Here is a 20,480-nt window from a genome sequence, read left to right as displayed (position 1 = left end):
TAAAGGGCGCTGATTGCGCCTTTTTTGTTGTTGGCGTTCCGCGTACAATAGCGCTTTTATAGCCAAATGTACTTCAGACTATGTCAGTAGCGACCTTTTCAGAGTTAAATCTTGCCCCTGCATTGCTAACAGCCTTGCAAGAAGAGAATTATCACACCCCCACTGCAATTCAAGCGCAAACAATCCCACTTATTTTAGCGGGTGCTGATGTAATGGGCAGTGCACAGACGGGAACGGGCAAAACCGCCGCGTTTGTTTTACCACTACTGCATAATTTGCTATCTGCTGAAGTACTCCCTGATGCCGTTAAAGTCCTAATTTTAACACCTACCCGAGAGCTCGCTCAGCAAGTATTTGCAAGTGTAGAGCGTTATGCTGCGCATACTGAAATAAAAGCAGCACTGGCTTATGGTGGTGCTAGTATTGGCCCACAAATTAAAGCCATAAAAGGGGCGCAGGTTGTAGTGGCAACACCTGGGCGTTTACTTGATCATGTGATCAAAGGCAGTATTAAGCTTTCAAGTATCAATGCGCTGGTATTTGATGAAGCTGATCGCATGCTTGATATGGGCTTTATTGACGAAATTAAACGCATCTTGCGCCATGTGCCAAAAGAACGCCAAACCTTACTTTTTTCAGCCACATTTGACGACAGCATCTTTAAACTCAGTAAGCAGTTATTAAATGATCCTAAATTAGTTGAAGTGAATAAACGCAACTCAGCAGCGGTTGAAGTTGAGCAGCTAGTATATGCGGTTGATGAAGACCGTAAACGCGAGCTGGTATCACACATGATTGGCATGAAAAATTGGCAGCAAGTACTTATATTCACTCGCACTAAACAAACCGCCGATGTGCTTGCTAAAGAAATGTGTAAAGACGGCTTAAAAACCGAATCTATTCATGGCGATAAAAGCCAAGGTGCGCGTGATAAAGCACTGCAAAATTTTAAATCAGGTGCTACAAGAGTACTGGTTGCGACAGATGTTGCTGCGCGTGGTCTTGATATTGCCTCACTCAAGTATGTGATTAACTATGAGTTGCCTTATGTGGCTGAGGACTACGTACACCGTATTGGTCGAACAGGACGTGCTGGCGAGAAAGGGATGGCGATGTCGCTGGTTAGCATCGATGAGCAGTGGCTATTGGACGAAATAGATATCTTACTCGACACGAGACTCACGCCGCAGTGGTTACCAGGCTATGAGCCTGATTTAACCAAAGAGCCAAAGCAAGTTCGTAAAAATACGAATAAGGCACGCCGCTCTCGCGATAAAAAACGTATTTTAGGGCAAAAAAGTAGGAGACGTTCCTAAATCTGGCATATATTTATACTATCCTCCGGCTAAAGTTGAGAGTTTAGTATGTTAGAAGAGAATAAATGGACGTTCCGCCGCGCTGATAAACAGTTCTCCTTAGAAAAGTGGCAGAAAACAATTGATCTCATGACCGAGTTGTTTTCTGCTCCCGCAGGCTTCATCGTTCATAAAACAGATGATGTATATCGTATTATCGTCTCCAGTGAGCAACAAGAAAATCCCTATGATGCCGGGGCTGAATTAAGCGCCGACGATAATATCTTCTGCAAAAAAGTACTGCGTGACATGGCACCGCTTTATGTTGATCACGCCAGTCAAGATAGTCAATGGGATGACAGCCCACTGGTAAAAGATGGTTTTGAGTCTTATCTTGGGGTGCCAATTAGCTGGCCAAGTGGTGATCCGTTTGGCACCTTTTGTGTTATGGATTTTAAACAAACCCATTATCAACAGAGCTTTTTAGAACTAATAGAGCAGCTTCGCGATATGGTTGAAGATGACCTTGCACTGTTAGACAACTTTACGCAGATGCGTGAAATTGCCATGCTCGATTCACTGACCAATATTTATAACCGCCGTGCAATAGATCTGCTTTGCCAACATAAATTAAATATATCGAAACGACTTGGCTTTGATATTAGTTGTCTATTTATCGATATAAACAGCTTTAAGCCACTCAATGATACGTATGGCCATGAAGTGGGCGATCTCGCGCTGATTTGTTTAGCTGACACCATGAAAGAATGCCTACGTGAAACCGATATTATCGGCCGCTTAGGGGGCGATGAGTTTATTGCGTTATTGCAAGTTCAGCCCGGTGATTGCATAGACAGCATCGCTGATAAGCTCAACACCACCTATCAATCTAATTTAGAGAAGCGGGGCATTCCTGTTACGAGCTTAAGTATTGGTTCAGGGGTAATAGCTCAGCCAAAAGAAAACTTTGCTGAGCTATTAAAACGAGCAGATGAAGACATGTATGAGAAAAAGCAAGCCTCTAAGGCTGCACGTTAAGCTATTTGCTTCTCAGCTAGGTTTAGTTCCATGGTTGCTTTAAGTAAACGGTAAAGGTTAATTGACGCATCAATTTCTTCTTTACGATTGGTTAAGCTCTCAATATTTAAACCTAGCGGTACATCTAAATGTGCGCAGCTTTGTAAAATTAAGTCGAGATTCTCACGGCAAATACGCACTGATTCACTCAATGTATTTGCCGAATCTAACATACGGTACTTAGTCGCTTCTGGTACAGAAATACCTAACCATTCCATAAATTCTAAGGTTTTTTCACCACCACACGGGGTAAACGTCAGAATTATGCGTTTTGGTGCTGTGCCTTGTGCTTTACAGCTACGCGCATAGCTAGTGATCAAATCAATCGTTGCTTGGGCATTGTAAACTGCTTGTGAGATGAAAAACTTACAACCTTGCGCTGTTTTTTCAACTAAACGCTCATGTTCATTACGTTTCCTGGCATGACGCTCGGCAATCGTAACGCCACCTAAAAATACATCACTGTTCTGCTTAGCAAGCGTTTTATATGCATCTGGTAGGCTTAATTTGATGTCGCCATGAGATGATGGACTACCTACCAACACTAAGTTTTTTAGTTCAAAGTCGTTACGTGTTTCGTTTAACCACTCGGTAAATTCTGCTTCACCACGCTGGGCTACACTCTTATATGTGATCACATCAAGTTGCGACAAGCTGCGAAGTAATTGACTGTATTCACGTGGATCTACCGTTTCTTTAAACGGAAAAGGACGCGGCTTTGCAATGCGGCTACTTTCATCTTGAATGTCGTAGATGATTACACCGTCGTATTCAATTTCGTGTAAACGACCAAGTAGCTTCTGAGCAATGGTCTCAAGCTGTGCTTTATCAGTACCTGACTTTGGTGGTGTGGTACCAATTAGGTAGACACCTTGATTGGTGTCTTCAATTTTCTCTTGTAATGATAAAGCCATAATCCTCATTCCAGCTCGTGCTAATGTCTATGCCAAACAATATAGCAGCCATTTAGACGTCTAGATAGATTTTTTTCTTGAAAGTTTTTCAATGACTATGAATTTTACTCAAGTTTAAAGCTGACCGTTTCGCAAAATTGACACACCTGTTTACATAAATTATTGCTCTGACCCTCATATTTTCTGGTGCTTTGATGCATAATCAAGCAGCAATGATTATGAGAAAAATAACTAACAAGGGAACATTATGAAATTTAGATTATTAGCAACCAGTGTTGCTGTAACACTTGCTTTAAGTGGCTGCGTAAGTAACTCACAGTCAACTATGGTTAAAGAAGTCGAAATTGAGCAGCTAGTAAGCCAAGGTGATAACCGTGTATTTAGCCAAGATTATCTATTAGAAGAGCTTGAGAATGGCCTTCGCGTGATGGTAGTTAAAACAGATTACCCAGATGTTGTGTCACTGCAAATTCCGGTATCGGTTGGTTCACGTAATGAGGTTGAAGCAGGTAAAACCGGTTTTGCACACTTCTTTGAGCATATGATGTTTAAAGGCTCTGAAAAATTCCCACAAGATGTGTATTCAGATATTTTAAAAAACTCGGGTGTTGATAATCGCGCGTATACGACCAACGATTACACTAACTATCACTTAAACTTCTCAAAAGAGCACTTAGATAAAGTGCTCGAAATTGAAGCTGATATTTTCCAAAACCTGACTTACAGCGAAGAGCAGTTCCGCACCGAAGCGCTGACTGTAAAAGGTGAGTATTTAAAGAATAATGCTAGCCCAATTCGTAAGTTACTTTCTGCGGTTCGTAACGAAGCATTCGAAAAGCATACCTATAAGCACACCACCATGGGCTTTTTCGAAGACATTGAAGCTATGCCTGATCAAATGGCCTATGGTAAAGAGTTTTTCGCTAAATTTTATAAGCCTGAGTATGTATCTTTAGTCATTGTTGGTGATGTTGATCCACAAGAGACCATGGCAATGGTGAAAAAGCATTGGGGTAATTGGAAAAAAGGTGATTACCAAGCAGATATTCCTGTTGAACCAAAGCAACAAGCCGCAAAATATGTACATGAAAAAAATGATGGTTTACCAGGCCACTGGTTGCTTGTGTCTTATAAAGGCACTGCATGGGATCCTACTCAAAAAGACCGTGCCGCTCTTGATTTGATCTCACAGCTGTATTTCTCTAATAACTCGGCACTTTATCAAGAGCTTGTTGTTGATAAACAAATTGCCAGCCAAATGTTTACCTATAACCCAGATACTAAAGATCCGGGTTTACTGCATGTTTTTGTAAAAGTCGAAAACGAAGCGGACCTTGCTAAAGCCCGTGATGCGATTAACCGTACTTATGCGCAAGCACGTACTGAGTTAGTAGATGCGCAAAAGTTAGCTGATTTAAAATCTAACTTAAAATACAGCTTTATAAATGGTCTTGATTCATCGCAGTCAATCGCTTCAACACTTGCAAGCTACATGCACTTTGAGCGTGACCCTGAAGTGATTAACCAACTTTATGCCACTGCTGATAGCATCACGCCAGAAGATATCAAAGCGGTAGCAAACAAGTACTTTGTTGATCCAAGCCGTACTACGGTGACAATGTCGGCGCTTGATAAAGTGGCTGGTTTTGAGCAAGAAGTTGATTTAAATGCCTTGGTTGCCAGTATCGAGCAAGCCCCAACAGAGCGTCATTTTAAAGTACTTGATAAAACAAATAGCTCACCACTGGTTGATGTTAACTGGTTATTTAATACCGGCGCAGCGGCTGATCCACATGGTAAAAAAGGTTTAGCAGCACTCACTGCAGCGATGCTAGCGCAAGGTGGCTCAGAAACTATGAGCTACAAAGATATTCAAAAAGCGTTATATCCACTAGCGGGAAGCTTTGGCTATCAAATCGATAAAGAGATGATTTCACTACGCGGCCGTGTACATAAAGACAATGCCGCGCAGTGGTATGCACTTGTTAGCGACCAGTTGTTAAACCCTGGCTTTAGAGAAGATGATTTTAAACGCCTGAAAAAAGAGCTTATTGATAGCATTAAAGCAGGTCTGAAAGCGTCAAATGACGAAGAGCTAGGTAAAGAAGTGCTATATCATCAGCTTTATAAAGGCCATCCGTATGAAAGCTATAACTATGGCGATTTATCAGATCTTGAAGCACTGACACTTGACGATGTAAAAGCGTTTTATGCTAACCAGTTTACTCAATCTAAGTTAACAGTGGGTCTAATTGGTGCGATCCCGGGTGATGTTAAATCGACTATGCTGAAAGATTTAACATCGCTTCCACAAGGTAAAGAAAGCCGCTTAACGATCCCTGATGCGCCAGAACTTAAAGGTCATCATGCAACGATTGTTGAAAAATCAGCGCAATCTACCGCTGTGTCATTTGGTTTCCCAATCGATACAATTCGTAGTAGCGATGACTGGACAGCGCTTTGGTTGGTGCGCTCTTACTTTGGTGAACACCGCAGCTCAAACAGCTTCTTGTATCAGCGCATTCGTCAAACCCGTGGTATGAACTATGGTGATTATGCATACATTGAGTACTTCCCTCGTGGTATGTTCCAAACTAAACCTGATGCTAACTTAGGTCGTTCAGAGCAAATTTTCCAAGTGTGGTTACGTCCGCTTCGTTCAAATAACGATGCGCACTTTGCAACGCGTACGGCATTATTTGAGCTTGATAAGCTAATTAAAAATGGCATCAGCAAAGAAGATTTTGAAGCGACTCGTAACTTCTTAATTAACTTTGTGCCACAAATGGTTGCAAGCCAAGATCGCCAGTTAGGCTATGCACTTGATAGTGAGTTCTATAACACTGAGAGCTTTGTTGACTATGTGCGCGGCAAGCTTGAAAAGCTAACCCTTGATGATGTTAACCGTGTTATTCGCGATAACCTGCAAACAGAGAATATTCATTATGTGTTTATTACAGGTGATGGCAAAGACATGCAAAAGCGCCTAGCTTCAGAGCAAACATCACCTATGGTGTATAACGCTGAAAAACCAGCAGCACTTGTTGCTGAAGATAAAGTGATTGCAGACTATAAGCTTGCAATACCAGCGAAAAACATTTCAGTACTTGATGTCGAAAAAGTATTTCAGTAATAACTGAATAAACAAGCTCTAAACAATGCCCCTAATCAGGGGCATTTTTCTATGTTTAATGGCTCGATGTTATCAGCAACCACAAGCTGATTTCGGCCAGCTTCTTTTGCTTGATAAAGCGCGCTATCAGCCATTTCAATGAGTAACATGGCATCATCACTGCTACTAGGGTAGATAGTTGCTAAACCAATACTAACCGTCAAGGGGTGATCGGCAAGCTCTGCTAATTGAAGCGTATTTAGCGCTGCCATAAAACGCGTCACGAGTTTTTGTGCTTGATGGCTTTGCGTATTACCGAGTACCAGTACAAATTCTTCACCGCCGTATCTAGCGCACAAGTCACCAGGTCTGCGAGTATAATCTGGTAATAGTTTTGCCACTTCTTTTAAGCAAATATCACCCACCAGATGACCAAAGTTATCGTTAAGAGACTTAAAGTTATCAAGGTCAATCATGGCTAACGACAAGGGGTGCTTTAAACGTGCACAACGACTCCATTCTTGTTTATAAAAATCATCAAAATGACGTCGGTTAGCTATTTGTGTTAGGCCATCGTTACGGGCGAGTTCTTGTACTTGCTGCTCTGCGATTTTACGTTCGGTAATATTTAAGTGGCTGATCACAACATAACCTGTTGTGCCAAGTTTTAAAGGTACTGCACGCATCATAAACCAGCGGCTTTCGGTATCACTGTGGCAAGGGTACTCGAGGTAAAACTCGGCGAGTTGTAGATTAATTACTTGGTTTATTCCGGTGTAGGCTTTTGCACCAAATTCATCGCCATTGGCAGCAGCTGATTTGCAAATAGCAAGGTAGTTTTGCTCCTCCCATTGAGTGTTACACTGGCAATTATTTTCATCGCCAAAGGTTTGCCAACTGCGATTTACAAACTTGATATCACCTGTGTCATTAATCACCACAATATGTTCGGAAATAGTATCAAGTATTGATTTTAAGAACTCTTTTGACTCAACCACATAAACACCTATTTAGTTTTTCTTATAAGAGGTTAGCAATAAATACTGAGTTTTCATTGTGATTACATAAAAAATGTCGATTCCTAAGTTAAAGGTCGGAGCCGACAATTATATTTACTCTCTAAGTTACAGCATTGCACCAATTTTAACTGCTAGTGCAAATAGCATGGTTACTATTACAAAGCCGATAAGTGTAGCGTAGCCGCGTTGTTCTTTGGTCATCTATCACTCCTAAAAAATAACAAATACCGTTGCCATACCAAGGGCAAAACTGACAAACGAAGAAGCCGCTACGATTGCAGCGAGGTTCTGCTTACTCACTGCATGTGTTGTGCTTTGTTCTGGTGCTTCGTCATCAAGCTTAATAAGCTCGCCTTGGCGCACTTCAAAAACTGCGCATAGGCTCATGGTGGTTTCTTTTGATGCCGCACCTTCTTTTTCAACTCGTTGAATGGTACGTAGGCTTACATCACAGGCATCGGCCAATTGCTGCTGCGTCCAATCGAATTTAAGTCTAAGTGCTTTTATTGTATTAGGGTTCAACTGCATCAGTTACTTCCAAATCAACTGTTCAAATAACGTGATCAGGGTAAAACCAAATATTGCACCACCAATAAAACAGCCTAAGGTAACCACAGCCACTTGTTTTGGATTATCAGTAAGTGAGGTTTGTGTGCTCTGTTTAACTAATTTGCCAGTTTTGTAAAACGAACATTCAAGCTTGCCTGTGAGTATATTTTGCATCTCGAATTTGACTGCATAAGCATTACCTTGGTAGCTAAAGTCATGATGACTTTTAAAGCCAAAGCTGCGCTTTTCACTAACCAATTCGTCGTTAACATATACTTGTTCTTTACCGCTCATGATATGACCAAAGCAGGCGATTTGGTTGTCACCATCTTGAAAGTAAAATTTATAACCTAGCTTGTGTGAGTTTAGTACGTCGTTTTTCATCATCGTTTCCTTGTTAAGTTGATGATGTAAATTTAATGATTATTTTTGTTTTTTACGCCGTCAGCGATATGCCAGTGCCTATTTTGGCATATGACAGGCAAGATGTCATATCTGTTTTGTCATTGAAAAATAAGCACTTTAATTAAGTTTATCGGCTAGAGCTAGCATTTGCTACTGTCATATGCGATTGGCAAAAAAGCACAGCAAAAAGAGTAAAAATAGGTATTGTTACTCTGGTTATTAGATATAACCAGAACAAATAAACAACGGGTTAGTACATCTTGCTACAAATCCGTTAAACTTAAGGCTTAGCAGTTAGGTACAACCAGAAAGGCAATATTATGCGTCATGAAATTTGGCAAAAGCTTCGAGATGAAGCAAACGAAGTCGTTTCCCGCGAACCGCTTTTAGCAAGTCACGTTTATTCGTGTGTGTTAAATCATGAATGCTTAGGTTCGGCGCTGAGCTTTATTGTTGCAAATAAACTTGCAGATGCGGTGGTATCAGCATTTACTATCCGTGAATTATTCGACCAAGCCTTTGTTAAATGTGACCTAATGTTGACGCATGTGGCTCATGACATAAAAGCAGTTAAAGATCGCGACCCTGCGGCTGATAGTTACTTAACTGTTATTTTGAACCTTAAAGGCTTCCATGCAATACAAGCGCACCGACTCGCAAATTGTTTATGGCAACAAAACCGAAAAGAGCTTGCTCGCTTCATTCAGAGCAGAACCTCAGAAGTATTTGGCGTTGACATTCATCCTGCTTGTAAAGTTGGTCATGGTATTATGTTTGACCATGCAACTGGGATTGTAATTGGTGAAACAGCAGTTATTGAAGATAACGTATCGATTCTACAATCTGTAACCTTAGGTGGTACAGGTAATGAGCAAGGTGACCGTCATCCAAAAATTCGCGCCGGTGTATTGATTGGTGCGGGTGCAAAAGTACTAGGTAACATCGAAGTGGGAGAGGGGGCACGTATTGGTGCAAACTCTGTCGTGTTAAGTGCGGTTCCAGCACACACAACTGTGGTTGGGGTACCTGCTAAAGTGGTCGGCAAACCGAGCTGTCCCTGTCCAGCAGAGAGCATGAACCAAAACTTTTTAGATGATGGTACGACTACCGCTAGTAATGCCTCCCACACCAGTGCTATGTTGTAGTTTTACACTTTAAAAGAGCAATGGAATTGTCTAAATTATCCTTCGGATTAGCTGTTACAGCGTCATTTATTTGTGGCGCTGTCGCTATGTCACTTTTTCAATCAGACCCACAACAACAGCCGCAAACTTATCAGCAACAACTTGTTGAAGAGCAAATAGCTCAAGCACCAGAGCAGCAAGCCACTGCTATAGCGCCTGTTATTAATAAACAAGTCGCTGAAGTCAATTCAAATAGTTCAGCAGCTGTTAGCAAAAGCGAGCTTGAGCAACAAGTAGCAGAGCTGAAGTTACAAGTCGAAAACCAACAAGCAGTGATTGCCAGTTACCGATCAAGCGCGATACCTCCGCAGCAAATCGACTCACACCTGGATGAACTTTATACCTTGTTAGAAGAGCAATCTCGGGATGAGGCTTGGGCCTACCAAGTTGAAACAGCTATGAGTGATTTTTTAATCATGGCCGATTTACCAGTGCAACCACAGCTTAGTGTCTCAACATGCAAAAGCTCTGTGTGTCAGTTTAAGCTATTGCAACCAGAGGATGTTGATGATTTGCCAAGCCATTATTGGCGTAATATGACCGATAAAATGATGGAGCAAAGCTGGTGGAAACAATTCAAATTTACCTCCACCACCTCAAGTGACGATAGTCTAACAATCATCGCAAGCACGCAGTGATATCAAAGATATCAAAAAACTTTTGATTGTAGCTGCCCATCTGCAAGCTCGGTGGTTATAAGCTCACCAGAACTTACATCGTTAACCGATTTTACTACGCCACCTTGTTGGTTTTTAGTAATACTATAACCACGCGATAACACACTGAGTGGGCTCACAGAATCTAAACGGCTCGCTTGTAAAGAAAGCTGGTTTCGAGAACTTGAAAGTTGCTGTTGCATCGCTTGTGTGAGGCGGGCATGCAATTGAGCCAGTTGATGCTCGCTTTTCGCTAACTGCTTTTCAGGAGAACGTTGCATTAAGCGTGGTGTTAGGTTGGCAAGTACTCGCTCACATCGCTGGATTTTGCCACTCATTGCGCTGTGTAAGGCCAAACTAAGTTCATCTAGTTTTTGCGCTTGTTGATTGAGTTGATTACGGGGATGGCATAGCTGCAAGCGATGCTCAAATTGAGTGGCAGTACTGCGCTTTACAGCTAAAGCGTGTTTAAAGGCATGATTTAAGTGCCTAACTAACTGCGTAACTTTGTTATGTAGCTCTTCGGTATTTGGACCAACTAGCTCTGCGGCTGCAGAAGGTGTTGCGGCGCGAATATCGGCAACATAATCACTAATTGTGGTATCGACCTCGTGACCAACAGCGCTAACAATAGGTAAGCGACTTTCAAAAATAGCGCGAGCTAGTTGCTCATGGTTAAAACACCACAAATCTTCTAGTGAACCACCACCGCGACCTAATATAAGCACATCTACTTCGTTACGCTGATTGGCGATGTTTATTTTTTCTATTAATTGGCTGTGTGCATCTGCGCCTTGCACCATAGCTGGGTAAATCACGACTTCTAGCTGCGGAGCACGGCGTTTAAGTACCGTTAGAATATCGCGTATAGCTGCACCAGTGGCTGAGGTGATCACCCCAACGCGATTAATATTGGTTGGTAATGGTTTTTTATGGGCTGAGCTAAATAGGCCTTCGGCAGCTAAGCGCATTTTTAGCGCATCGAATTCTTGTTTTAATAAGCCTTCGCCAGCAGGGGCCATATGCTCAACAATCAGCTGATAATCACCACGAGGTTCATATAAAGATACGCGGGCACGTACAGTTACTTGTGCACCATTGCTCGGGCGAAAAGTTTGGCCGCGATTATTGCCGCGCCACATTGCCGCTTTTACCTGTGCTCGGTCGTCTTTTAAAGTGAAGTACCAGTGTCCAGATGCAGGGGCTATAAAGTTAGAAATTTCACCATTTAAGATAAGCGATGAAAAGCCTTGTTCTAAAACATGGCGAATTTCCTTATTTAGGCGCGAGACCGTGTAAACAGGCTGTGTTGATTGCGTAAAAGCCATTAAAAACCCCAGTAAAAAATTCTCTGTGTACTTTAACACAAATAAATGAATAATTTTATTTACTCGTGCTCGCAACGCTGATAAAATTTGGCCGCAATTCCTTATACTCAGATCCACATGTGAGAAGTTGCACTATGCTAAGAATCGCTAAAGAAGCTCTTACCTTTGACGACGTACTTTTAGTACCAGGTCATTCTACTGTTTTGCCACACACGGCAAATATTTCAACTCGCTTAACGCGTGGTATCAATCTTAACTTGCCGCTAGTTTCAGCATCTATGGATACTGTAACAGAAGCACGCTTAGCGATTGCTTTAGCGCAAGAGGGCGGTTTAGGTTTCATCCACAAAAACATGACAATTGAAGAGCAAGCTAAAAACGTTCGTAAAGTTAAAACTTACGAAGCTGGCATTGTTTCTTTCCCTGTTACTGTGACTGCGGATCTTACAATTGCTGATGCTATCGCGCTTTCAGAAGACAAAGGTTTTTCAGGTTTCCCTGTAACCGACGCTGACAATAACCTTGTTGGTATTGTGACAAGCCGTGATATGCGTTTTGAAACGAAACTTGAGCAACCTGTTTCTACAGTAATGACGAAAAAAGAATCGTTAGTGACTGTTAAAGAAGGTGCAGACCGTGATGAAATTTTAGGTCTAATGCACGAGCACCGTATCGAAAAAATTCTCGTAGTTGATGATGCATTTAAACTGAAAGGCATGATCACTGTAAAAGATTATCAAAAAGCACAAGACAAGCCGCATGCATGTAAAGACGAGCAAGGTCGTCTACGTGTAGGTGCAGCTGTTGGTGTTGGCGCGGGTACTGATGAGCGTATCGCAGCACTTGTTGAAGCAGGTGTTGACGTATTACTTATCGATACATCACATGGCCACTCACAAGGTGTTATCGACCGTGTTGCACAAACACGTCAAGCATACCCAGATCTACAAATCGTAGCAGGTAACGTTGCAACAGCTGAAGGCGCTATTGCTCTTGCTGATGCGGGTGTTGATGCTGTTAAAGTTGGTATCGGCCCTGGTTCTATCTGTACTACTCGCATCGTAACAGGTTGTGGTGTTCCACAAATTACTGCTATTTCTGACGCAGTTGAAGGCTTAAAAGGCCGTGATATTCCTGTTATTGCTGACGGTGGTATCCGTTTCTCTGGTGACATCGTAAAAGCACTTGTTGCTGGTGCATCATGTGTAATGGTGGGTTCAATGTTAGCCGGTACTGAAGAAGCACCGGGTGAAGTTGAGCTATATCAAGGTCGTTACTACAAATCATACCGTGGTATGGGTAGCCTTGGTGCTATGGACCAAAAAGAAGGTTCATCAGACCGTTACTTCCAAAAATCGAACGAAGCAGACAAGCTTGTTCCTGAAGGTATCGAAGGCCGTGTTGCTTATAAAGGTCCTATCGCGACAATCATTCACCAACAAGTGGGTGGTCTACGCAGTGCAATGGGCTTAACAGGCTGTGCAACAATTGAAGAGTTAAATACTAAACCTCAATTTGTTCGCGTAACTTCAGCTGGTATGGGTGAGTCACACGTTCACGACGTGCAAATCACTAAAGAAGCGCCAAACTACCGCTTAGGTTAATTACCTTAAGGTATTGAAATTACATGGGCTAGCATCTGCTAGCCCTAATTTATTGATCATCTCCCTTTGGGAGAGCAGTTCCTGACTAACGAGATACTCCATGAGCAAAGACATTCACGATTCACGAATTCTCATTTTAGATTTTGGTTCGCAATACACACAGTTAATCGCACGTCGTATACGTGAGATTGGTGTTTACTGTGAGCTATGGGCATGGGATGTAACTGAAGAGCAAATCCGCGAATTTAATCCACAAGGTATTATTTTGTCGGGTGGCCCTGAGTCTACAACACTTGAAAACAGCCCACGTGCTCCTGAGTATGTATTTAACGCAGGCGTTCCAGTACTTGGTATCTGTTACGGCATGCAAACAATGGCAACGCAACTAGGTGGTAGCGTACACAGCTCTGATAAGAAAGAGTTTGGTTATGCGCAAGTTGAAAAAGTAGGTAACTGTGCGTTATTCGATGCTATCGAAGACCACATTACTGACGGCGGTGCAGGCGTACTAGACGTTTGGATGAGCCACGGCGATAAAGTGATGGAAGTACCAGAGACTTTCAAAACAACTGCTAAAACTTCAACATGTCCACATGCAGCAATGTCTTGGGAAGAAAAACGTTTTTACGGCGTACAGTTCCACCCAGAAGTAACTCATACTCACCAAGGTTTACGTTTACTTGAGCGCTTCGCGATTGATATCTGTGGCTGTGAAAAGCTATGGACACCAGCTAAAATCATCGACGATGCTATTGATCGTATTAAGGAAACTGTAGGTGATGACGAAGTTATCTTAGGTTTATCAGGTGGTGTTGATTCATCTGTTGTTGCCATGCTTATTCACCGTGCAATCGGCGACAAGCTAACGTGTGTATTCGTTGATAACGGTCTTCTTCGTTTAAACGAAGGTCAGCAAGTTATGGACATGTTCGGCAATAAGTTTGGCCTAAACATTGTTAAAGTAGATGCTGAAGATCAATTCTTAGCAGATCTTGCTGGTAAACATGACCCAGAAGATAAGCGTAAAGCGATTGGTCATACCTTCATTAAAGTTTTTGACGAGCAAGCTAAAAAGCTGAAAAGTGCTAAATGGTTAGGTCAAGGTACTATCTACCCAGACGTAATCGAATCTGCTGCATCAGCAACAGGTAAAGCACACGTAATCAAGTCTCACCACAACGTAGGTGGTTTACCAGACGATATGGAAATGGGTCTTGTTGAGCCGTTACGTGAGCTATTCAAAGATGAAGTACGTAAAATTGGTCTTGAGCTTGGTCTACCATACGACATGCTTTACCGTCACCCATTCCCGGGGCCTGGTTTAGGTGTTCGTGTACTTGGTGAAATCAAGAAAGAGTACTGTGACTTACTACGTCGCGCAGATGCTATCTTCATTGAAGAGCTACACAAAGCAGAGCTTTATCACAAAGTAAGTCAAGCCTTCACTGTATTCTTACCAGTTAAATCGGTAGGTGTAATGGGTGATGCGCGTAAATACGACTGGGTTGTATCGCTACGTTGTGTAGAAACAATCGACTTTATGACGGCACGTTGGTCACACTTACCTTATGAGTTCTTAGGTGTGGTTTCTAACCGTATCATCAACGAAATCGATGGTATCTCACGTGTTGTTTACGATATTTCAGGTAAGCCACCGGCAACAATCGAGTGGGAATAATTTTATTATTTTGACCTGAATTGGTACAAAAACGGCGAATTAGCTTGCTAATTCGCCGTTTTGTTTATTTAAGAAGCAGTTAAACTAAAAACTGTGTTTTTTTACTTTACCTTTGAAAAAAGCTCTATATAATTCGTCGTCATTGCAGGGGCGTAGTTCCAATTGGTAGAACAGCGGTCTCCAAAACCGACGGTTGGGAGTTCGAATCTCTCCGCCCCTGCCATTTCTTCCTTCTTTACTTTAATCGCAAATCTCCCTATATTACTTGCTCTTAATCATGATTGAGTTGTTATGAATCCAAGTTACGCTGCGATATTCTCTGTACAATCTTTAGAGTTGAATCAACACTATCGAACTGCGCCTGATACTTCTGGCGAACAGATACCAAACACTCAACAAGAAACACTGACGCTTCCGTTACAGTTTCACCAAGACCTCGAAAAAGCATTTGCACCGTTAGTTATTACCCAAATCGTTAAAACAGCAAATATTAGCTGGCAAGAGGGCTGCTTAGGCTTACCAAGCGATAAGCTCAATGGCGAACAGAAAAAACAACTTTGGTCTTTAATCGGTGAACAACTTGATAAGCTTTAAACCTGTAGATGCAACCTATATTAGCCAGTTAATGGCTATCGAAAACGCCTGCCATAGTCACCCGTGGACAGAGAAAACTATGCTGTCGTGTTTAGCTGGGCGTTATTTTAACCTAGCCGCTTTTCAAGGTGATGAGATGCTAGGTTTTTATATTGGTGAACAAGCGGGCCCAGATTACACTTTAATGGATATTTGTGTTGCGCCGAAGTACCAAGGGCAGGGCATTGCTAAGCAGTTGTTAAATGCATTTATTGAGCACGGCGAGCAGCACCAAGCTGAAAACCTATTCTTAGAAGTGCGTGAGTCGAATGCACCCGCTATTGGCCTGTATGAAAACGCTGGCTTTGCACATATGTCGGTGCGTAAGAACTATTACCCAACCGCGACAGGCAACGAAGACGCTATTTTAATGGGGATGAGCTTTTCCCTTTAAGATGCTTCTTCAAGGGCATTGATAAGTGCATCGTAGCATTGCTCTACCTGATCAGTTTGATTACTGCGTAGCGCATTTTCAAGCTGACCTGCAGTCTTGTGAATAGCTTCAAAACTAAAACACCCCGCACTGCCTTTTAAGCTGTGCGCCAATGACCGGAGTGCTTCCCACTCTTTAGCACGATACAACTGCACGACTTGGCTTAAATAATCAGGTAGTTTTGAGCGATAGTTGTCGTTAATTTGTTGGAACTTCTCACTTTTTAGTAAGTTTTCCCACTTGTTTTGACTGTCTTTTTCAATGTGTAGGTAGCTTACAAGAACTTGCTCTAGAGCATCTTTGTCGATTGGTTTGGCTAGTGCTTCATCACAGCCAGCCTCTATGTAGGTATCGACATCGGTTTTCATTACATTGGCCGTAAGCGCAATGATAGGGCCATCATAGGCTGCGTGACGTAGCATTTGCGTTGCTTCTAAGCCACCCATGACAGGCATCTGCATATCCATGATGATCAGCTGATAATCATTTACCAATGCCATTTCTACTGCTTCAGCCCCATTTTTCGCGATGTCAGGCTCAAGCCCCCAAGTTTGTAACAGTAGCTTGATCAGTAACTGGTTATCTGGGTTATCTTCGGCTACCAGAATATTGGCATCAAAGCTATTCGCTGCGAATGACAGCTGAACGTCTTTACTTGGTGAGAGCTGCTCATAGCTATGAATAAAGCCTTCATTTTGTAACTGCTCGGCATTTAAATGAGCAGCAACTTGTATGGTAAAACAACTGCCGTTTCCAGGTTCACTAATAAGCTGTACATCACCACCCAATAACTGGGCTAAGTTCTTCGATATACACAAGCCAAGACCCGTACCACCAAAGCGGCGAGTTGTCGTCGCATCGGCTTGTTCAAACGGTTTAAATACCCGCTCAACTTCGCGCTCAGACATACCGATACCGGTATCTTGAATCGCAAATTGTAAATGTTGTTTTTCGCTGTTGTAACTAATATCAATCGAGATACTGCCTTTCTCAGTGAACTTAACTGCATTACTGGCAATATTGATCAAGATTTGTTTTAAACGTGTGGTATCGCTATTAATAGTTTTGGGTATTGGTAGCTTGTAGTTGATATTAAACGCCAGTTGCTTCTCATTAGCCAGTGGTCGAATAATCGAATCAATATCATGAATAAGCTGCACTACATTACATGGCCCGCGCTCAACGGCGAGTTTTTCAGCTTCAATTTTTGATAAATCAAGAATGTTATTGATGAGCTCAAGCAAGTGCTTAGAGTTACGTAAAATAGTGCTTAAATGCTGCTCATCATTCACCGCATCTTTGTTGTGCAGAAGTTGCTCTGTGAAGCCCATAATTGCGGTAAGTGGAGTACGAATTTCATGACTCATATTCGCTAAAAAGCGGCTTTTCAGTTGGTTTGCTTGCTCAGCTTGCGCAATTGCTACTTCTAGCTTGCTATTCATTGCTTCGAGGGCTTTAGTACGGCTTTCAACTTTTTCTTCTAGGTGATGTTTATATTCTTCAAGCTCGTCTTGGTAATGACGAATTTGGTTCACCATGTGATTGAAATCGTTGAAAAGCACACCTACTTCATCGTTTGTATGGGCGGGTAGGTATACAGATAAGTCACCATCCCCAACTCGATGACTTGCAGCCCCTAATAATTCGACTGGGGTAAGTAGTAAGTTGCGCACCACAATGTAGATCAAAATAGGCAGTGAAATTACTGAAATAATAACAATTAATGCAGTAATTAAACTGATGGCTTTACCAGACTGATATAGCAAATCTTTGGGAGTGGTAGAGATAAAATAATCACCGTCGGTCATTTGTACCGCGTAGATGATGCGCTCTTCTTTATCGATACTCGACAGCTCAATACTGGCTAGTTTGCCGTAATCGGCCAAACTCTTAATTTGTTCAAGCTCGTATTCACTTAGGTAACTGCCGCGTAGGTCATAGTCTGAGCTAAATAAAATTTGCCCTTTAGTGGTCAAAAACAAATTTAGAGTGTTATTAAATGGCGCTTCTAAAATACTGGCATTTAATATCGATGGTTCAACATGAACAACAATAAACCCAAGTTGCTGCGGCTGTTTTAAGTAGTAATCGATATTATAAATTGGATGCACAAAGTACAGGCTAGTTGAGCCATCTTCTTTGGAGATCATAAATTGCTGTTGGCGCAAATTTGATTGCAGTACTTGATCAAAAAACGGGTAACTTTTCGGCGCAGGGGTTAATTGGCTTGAATAAAATGCATCGCTTTTACCGTCTGGGGCAACATAGTTAATGCTTACTATATCAGGGTAAGCTTCTGAATAACTTGCAAATACATTCATTAATTCGCCAAGGCGTTCAATGTATTGATTTTTTGATTCAGGTTCGCGGGCTAAAAAGTCTGCCAATACAGGGGAGGTCGAAAGCAAGCGGGTAATCGAGTGAAATGAGTCAATGTAATTGAAGATTTTTTGCTGCTGTTGCTCAACAAAGCGACTGACAATCAGCTCAGCTTGTTTTTTTGTTGAATTGGTCACATTGGTTAACGTAAAGCCACCTAAAAACAACAAAGGTAAGATCACTAATGGTGTGATATACCATAATAATCGAATACTGAGCTTACTGGTTTTCATGACCTAAATTGATATCCCTCCGTGCAATTTACCAATAGTATGCGTTACAACTTGATTACACAAGCTTAGCAAAAAAGTGAACAACGAAAATCCTCAACGAAAGGTGAATAATTACTTACAATCGCTGCTTTTTTGGCTAAGACAAACAAGGTATAATGCTCAGCAATTCTATTTTATTTTTACAGTGCGCACCGAGCTTTATAATTTATAAGGCAGTTAAGTGCGCTTTGTTATGACTAAAAGCAGCTTACATGTCTAATTTAACTACCGAAATTAATAAACGACGCACCTTTGCGATCATCTCCCACCCTGATGCCGCCCAGCCTTTCAACGCTTAAAATCACCTTTCATTGCACACCACAATCACATCTCTACGTACTGAATTTAAAGGCTTTTTGTCTTTTTCTCGTTTCTTTGCTTTTCAATGATGTTCAAGCGTAACCTCGGAAAGTGTGTACAAACTTGAGTACAAATTCCGTTTTAGAGGCCTTTGGCGAAAATTCCATGACACAAACCTGTCTGTAGGCCTTGTGGTTACTGGGTTTGACGTAAAAAGTACTACCGTTAAAAAGAGTCTCTTTTTTGGTAAACGTTTTCTTCTGTACCAAATTACAAAATTTAATGAGGGAGTTTATTGTTGGTGTAATTTTTGCTTTAGTGTTTGTTTTTGAAGATGCTTGAAGCGAACCAATACGGTTATTTCTAATTGAGATATCAGACTTACCTTCAAATTTAGTTGCTGTTTACACCATCATTTTGCACTTGTTTTTCGACTTGTGTGTACAAAATTTCCTGTAACTGTGTACAAACTTCCTCTTTGTTGCACTTATCTTCTGGCGATTTGACGCGAGTTCTTCTGTAGCCCTTGCTGTATAAGGGCTGAGCGACAAAAGTACTTAGGGAGTTTGATGCGTCAGTTCGCGATTATCAGCGAGAGTATCGCTCTTTTGTCGATGACAAAAATCTCCTTCTACTTATATGTAATTATGTATCAGGTCATGGCTTTTGATATGTAATGGCTAATCGAATTTGTGTTATTTGAGTTACTGTGATATGTTTTTGTATATAATTATTCTTAAGTGATGCATTAAGGCGTATCGAAATGAGCTATGTAACAGAGCAGATACTAGAAAGTCTTCGAGAAGCTCGGGTACGAAAGGGGTTTAGCCAGAGAGAGTTAAGTGCTCGTTCGGGTGTGCCTCAAAGCCATATTTCGAAAATCGAGTCTGGCAGTGTTGATTTAAGAATATCCAGTTTGATTGCACTTGCCCGTGTAGTAGACCTAGAGCTATTGGTTGCGCCTAAAAAGTCTGTACCTGCCATCAAGTCGATCATTCGAAGTGGCCAAGGTATTAACGGCATCAGCGATGAGGGTGAGCCAATGTCGCCCGCGTATCAGTTAGAGGAAGACGACGATGACTAACCATGTCTCTACGCTCAACGTGTTGCTCTATGGTGAACCGATCGCAACGATCACCAACGTGGGTAATGACAGAACACTTTTTGCCTTTATGGATTCGTACATTAATGACGAATCGCGGCCTGTGTTAGGGCTTGGCTTTAAAGATTCGCTCGGTGGCCTGCTGACTAGCTTCAAACCTACCCAAACTAAGTTAACCCCGTTTTTCTCCAACCTTTTACCAGAAGAAACCATGCGTAATTACCTGGCTGAGCGTGCTGGTGTGAACCCAGCACGGGAGTTTTTTCTATTGTGGGTGCTAGGGCAGGATTTAGCTGGCGCGATCACGGTTGAACCGGCGGATGGTGAAGCGCTGCCACCTAATGTGCATCAAGGCATTGACGATGAAACGAAAATTGAAGCGCCGATGCGCTTCTCGCCGATGCGCTTCTCATTGGCGGGTGTGCAGTTGAAGTTTTCAGCCGTGCAACAGGCTAACGGCCACGGCTAGCGCATTTTAATCCCAGATTCTAACAGGGTTGAGCGATAATCATCGTCTAGCCCTGCCATTTTCTTTTTTCT

The 20,480-nt window shown here is 42.0% G+C and carries 16 protein-coding genes, 1 tRNA gene and 1 pseudogene; 12 read left to right on the top strand and 6 right to left on the bottom strand.

What is annotated here, in order from left to right:
- Positions 1-80: 80 nt before the first annotated feature.
- The gene (locus tag HUS62_RS15870) at positions 81-1,316 is read left to right on the top strand and encodes a DEAD/DEAH box helicase (protein WP_175080314.1); all 1,236 of its coding nucleotides are present in this window, start codon (positions 81-83) and stop codon (positions 1,314-1,316) included.
- 48 nt (positions 1,317-1,364) lie between these two features.
- Complete coding sequence (locus HUS62_RS15865) at positions 1,365-2,333, top strand: sensor domain-containing diguanylate cyclase (RefSeq protein WP_175080312.1); 969 nt, start codon at positions 1,365-1,367, stop codon at positions 2,331-2,333.
- On the opposite strand, the gene HUS62_RS15860 is transcribed toward HUS62_RS15865, so the two are convergent.
- Entirely contained in the window at positions 2,330-3,286 is a 957-nt protein-coding gene (locus tag HUS62_RS15860) for a methylenetetrahydrofolate reductase (RefSeq protein ID WP_175080311.1), read from the bottom strand. The genes HUS62_RS15865 and HUS62_RS15860 overlap by 4 nt on opposite strands.
- A 247-nt stretch (positions 3,287-3,533) precedes the next feature.
- On the opposite strand from HUS62_RS15860, the gene HUS62_RS15855 reads away from it, so the two are divergent.
- The gene (locus HUS62_RS15855; protein WP_175080309.1) at positions 3,534-6,419 is read left to right on the top strand and encodes a pitrilysin family protein; all 2,886 of its coding nucleotides are present in this window, start codon (positions 3,534-3,536) and stop codon (positions 6,417-6,419) included.
- A 35-nt stretch (positions 6,420-6,454) separates the two neighbouring features.
- Here HUS62_RS15855 and HUS62_RS15850 read toward each other — a convergent pair whose 3' ends face one another.
- From HUS62_RS15850 to HUS62_RS15840, 3 genes are all read right to left on the bottom strand, one after another.
- A complete protein-coding gene (locus HUS62_RS15850; protein WP_175080308.1) occupies positions 6,455-7,396 on the bottom strand; it encodes a sensor domain-containing diguanylate cyclase in 942 nt (313 codons plus the stop codon).
- A gap of 231 nt (positions 7,397-7,627) precedes the next feature.
- On the bottom strand, positions 7,628-7,945 hold the full coding sequence (locus tag HUS62_RS15845) for a helix-turn-helix transcriptional regulator (protein ID WP_175080306.1): 318 nt from the start codon (positions 7,943-7,945) through the stop codon (positions 7,628-7,630).
- Positions 7,946-7,948: 3 nt separating this feature from the next.
- Positions 7,949-8,350 carry a hypothetical protein gene (locus tag HUS62_RS15840; RefSeq protein WP_175080304.1) on the bottom strand — a complete coding sequence of 134 codons (402 nt, stop codon included), beginning with the start codon at positions 8,348-8,350 and terminating at the stop codon, positions 7,949-7,951.
- A gap of 341 nt (positions 8,351-8,691) precedes the next feature.
- On the opposite strand from HUS62_RS15840, the gene cysE reads away from it, so the two are divergent.
- Complete coding sequence (gene cysE, locus HUS62_RS15835) at positions 8,692-9,516, top strand: serine O-acetyltransferase (RefSeq protein ID WP_054560835.1); 825 nt, start codon at positions 8,692-8,694, stop codon at positions 9,514-9,516.
- Between the two features lie 86 nt (positions 9,517-9,602).
- Positions 9,603-10,193, top strand: coding sequence for a hypothetical protein (locus HUS62_RS15830; protein WP_175080302.1), 591 nt, complete (start codon positions 9,603-9,605; stop codon positions 10,191-10,193).
- A gap of 11 nt (positions 10,194-10,204) precedes the next feature.
- On the opposite strand, the gene xseA is transcribed toward HUS62_RS15830, so the two are convergent.
- Positions 10,205-11,539, bottom strand: a complete 1,335-nt coding sequence (gene xseA / locus HUS62_RS15825; RefSeq protein WP_175080301.1) for an exodeoxyribonuclease VII large subunit — start codon at positions 11,537-11,539, stop codon at positions 10,205-10,207.
- 134 nt (positions 11,540-11,673) lie between these two features.
- Here xseA and guaB point away from each other — a divergent pair, with 134 nt between their 5' ends.
- The 5 genes from guaB to rimI all read left to right on the top strand — a co-directional run bounded on the left by guaB (position 11,674) and on the right by rimI (position 15,848).
- Positions 11,674-13,143, top strand: a complete 1,470-nt coding sequence (guaB, locus tag HUS62_RS15820) for an IMP dehydrogenase (RefSeq protein ID WP_054551225.1) — start codon at positions 11,674-11,676, stop codon at positions 13,141-13,143.
- 100 nt (positions 13,144-13,243) lie between these two features.
- Positions 13,244-14,821: a glutamine-hydrolyzing GMP synthase gene (gene guaA, locus HUS62_RS15815; RefSeq protein WP_175080299.1), complete on the top strand. Its 1,578-nt coding sequence runs from the start codon at positions 13,244-13,246 to the stop codon at positions 14,819-14,821.
- Between the two features lie 146 nt (positions 14,822-14,967).
- Positions 14,968-15,044, top strand: a tRNA-Trp gene (locus HUS62_RS15810).
- Positions 15,045-15,112: 68 nt separating this feature from the next.
- The gene (locus HUS62_RS15805; protein ID WP_175080297.1) at positions 15,113-15,415 is read left to right on the top strand and encodes a hypothetical protein; all 303 of its coding nucleotides are present in this window, start codon (positions 15,113-15,115) and stop codon (positions 15,413-15,415) included.
- Positions 15,402-15,848 carry a ribosomal protein S18-alanine N-acetyltransferase gene (gene rimI / locus HUS62_RS15800; protein WP_175080295.1) on the top strand — a complete coding sequence of 149 codons (447 nt, stop codon included), beginning with the start codon at positions 15,402-15,404 and terminating at the stop codon, positions 15,846-15,848. Before HUS62_RS15805 ends, rimI begins: the two co-directional genes overlap by 14 nt.
- Here rimI and HUS62_RS15795 read toward each other — a convergent pair.
- Complete coding sequence (locus HUS62_RS15795) at positions 15,845-18,499, bottom strand: hybrid sensor histidine kinase/response regulator (RefSeq protein ID WP_175080293.1); 2,655 nt, start codon at positions 18,497-18,499, stop codon at positions 15,845-15,847. The genes rimI and HUS62_RS15795 overlap by 4 nt on opposite strands.
- A gap of 1,102 nt (positions 18,500-19,601) precedes the next feature.
- Here HUS62_RS15795 and HUS62_RS15790 point away from each other — a divergent pair.
- Both HUS62_RS15790 and HUS62_RS15785 read left to right on the top strand, forming a co-directional pair.
- Positions 19,602-19,922, top strand: a complete 321-nt coding sequence (locus HUS62_RS15790; protein ID WP_175080292.1) for a helix-turn-helix domain-containing protein — start codon at positions 19,602-19,604, stop codon at positions 19,920-19,922.
- Positions 19,915-20,400, top strand: a pseudogene (locus HUS62_RS15785) (HipA N-terminal domain-containing protein); the annotation flags it as partial. The gene HUS62_RS15790 and the pseudogene HUS62_RS15785, both read left to right, overlap by 8 nt.
- Positions 20,401-20,480 lie beyond the last annotated feature (80 nt).

Source organism: Pseudoalteromonas sp. 0303 (genome assembly GCF_013349995.1).
GTDB lineage: Bacteria > Pseudomonadota > Gammaproteobacteria > Enterobacterales > Alteromonadaceae > Pseudoalteromonas.
The sequence above is the reverse complement of the archived record's forward strand: the minus strand, read 5'-3'. Positions and strand labels throughout refer to the sequence as shown.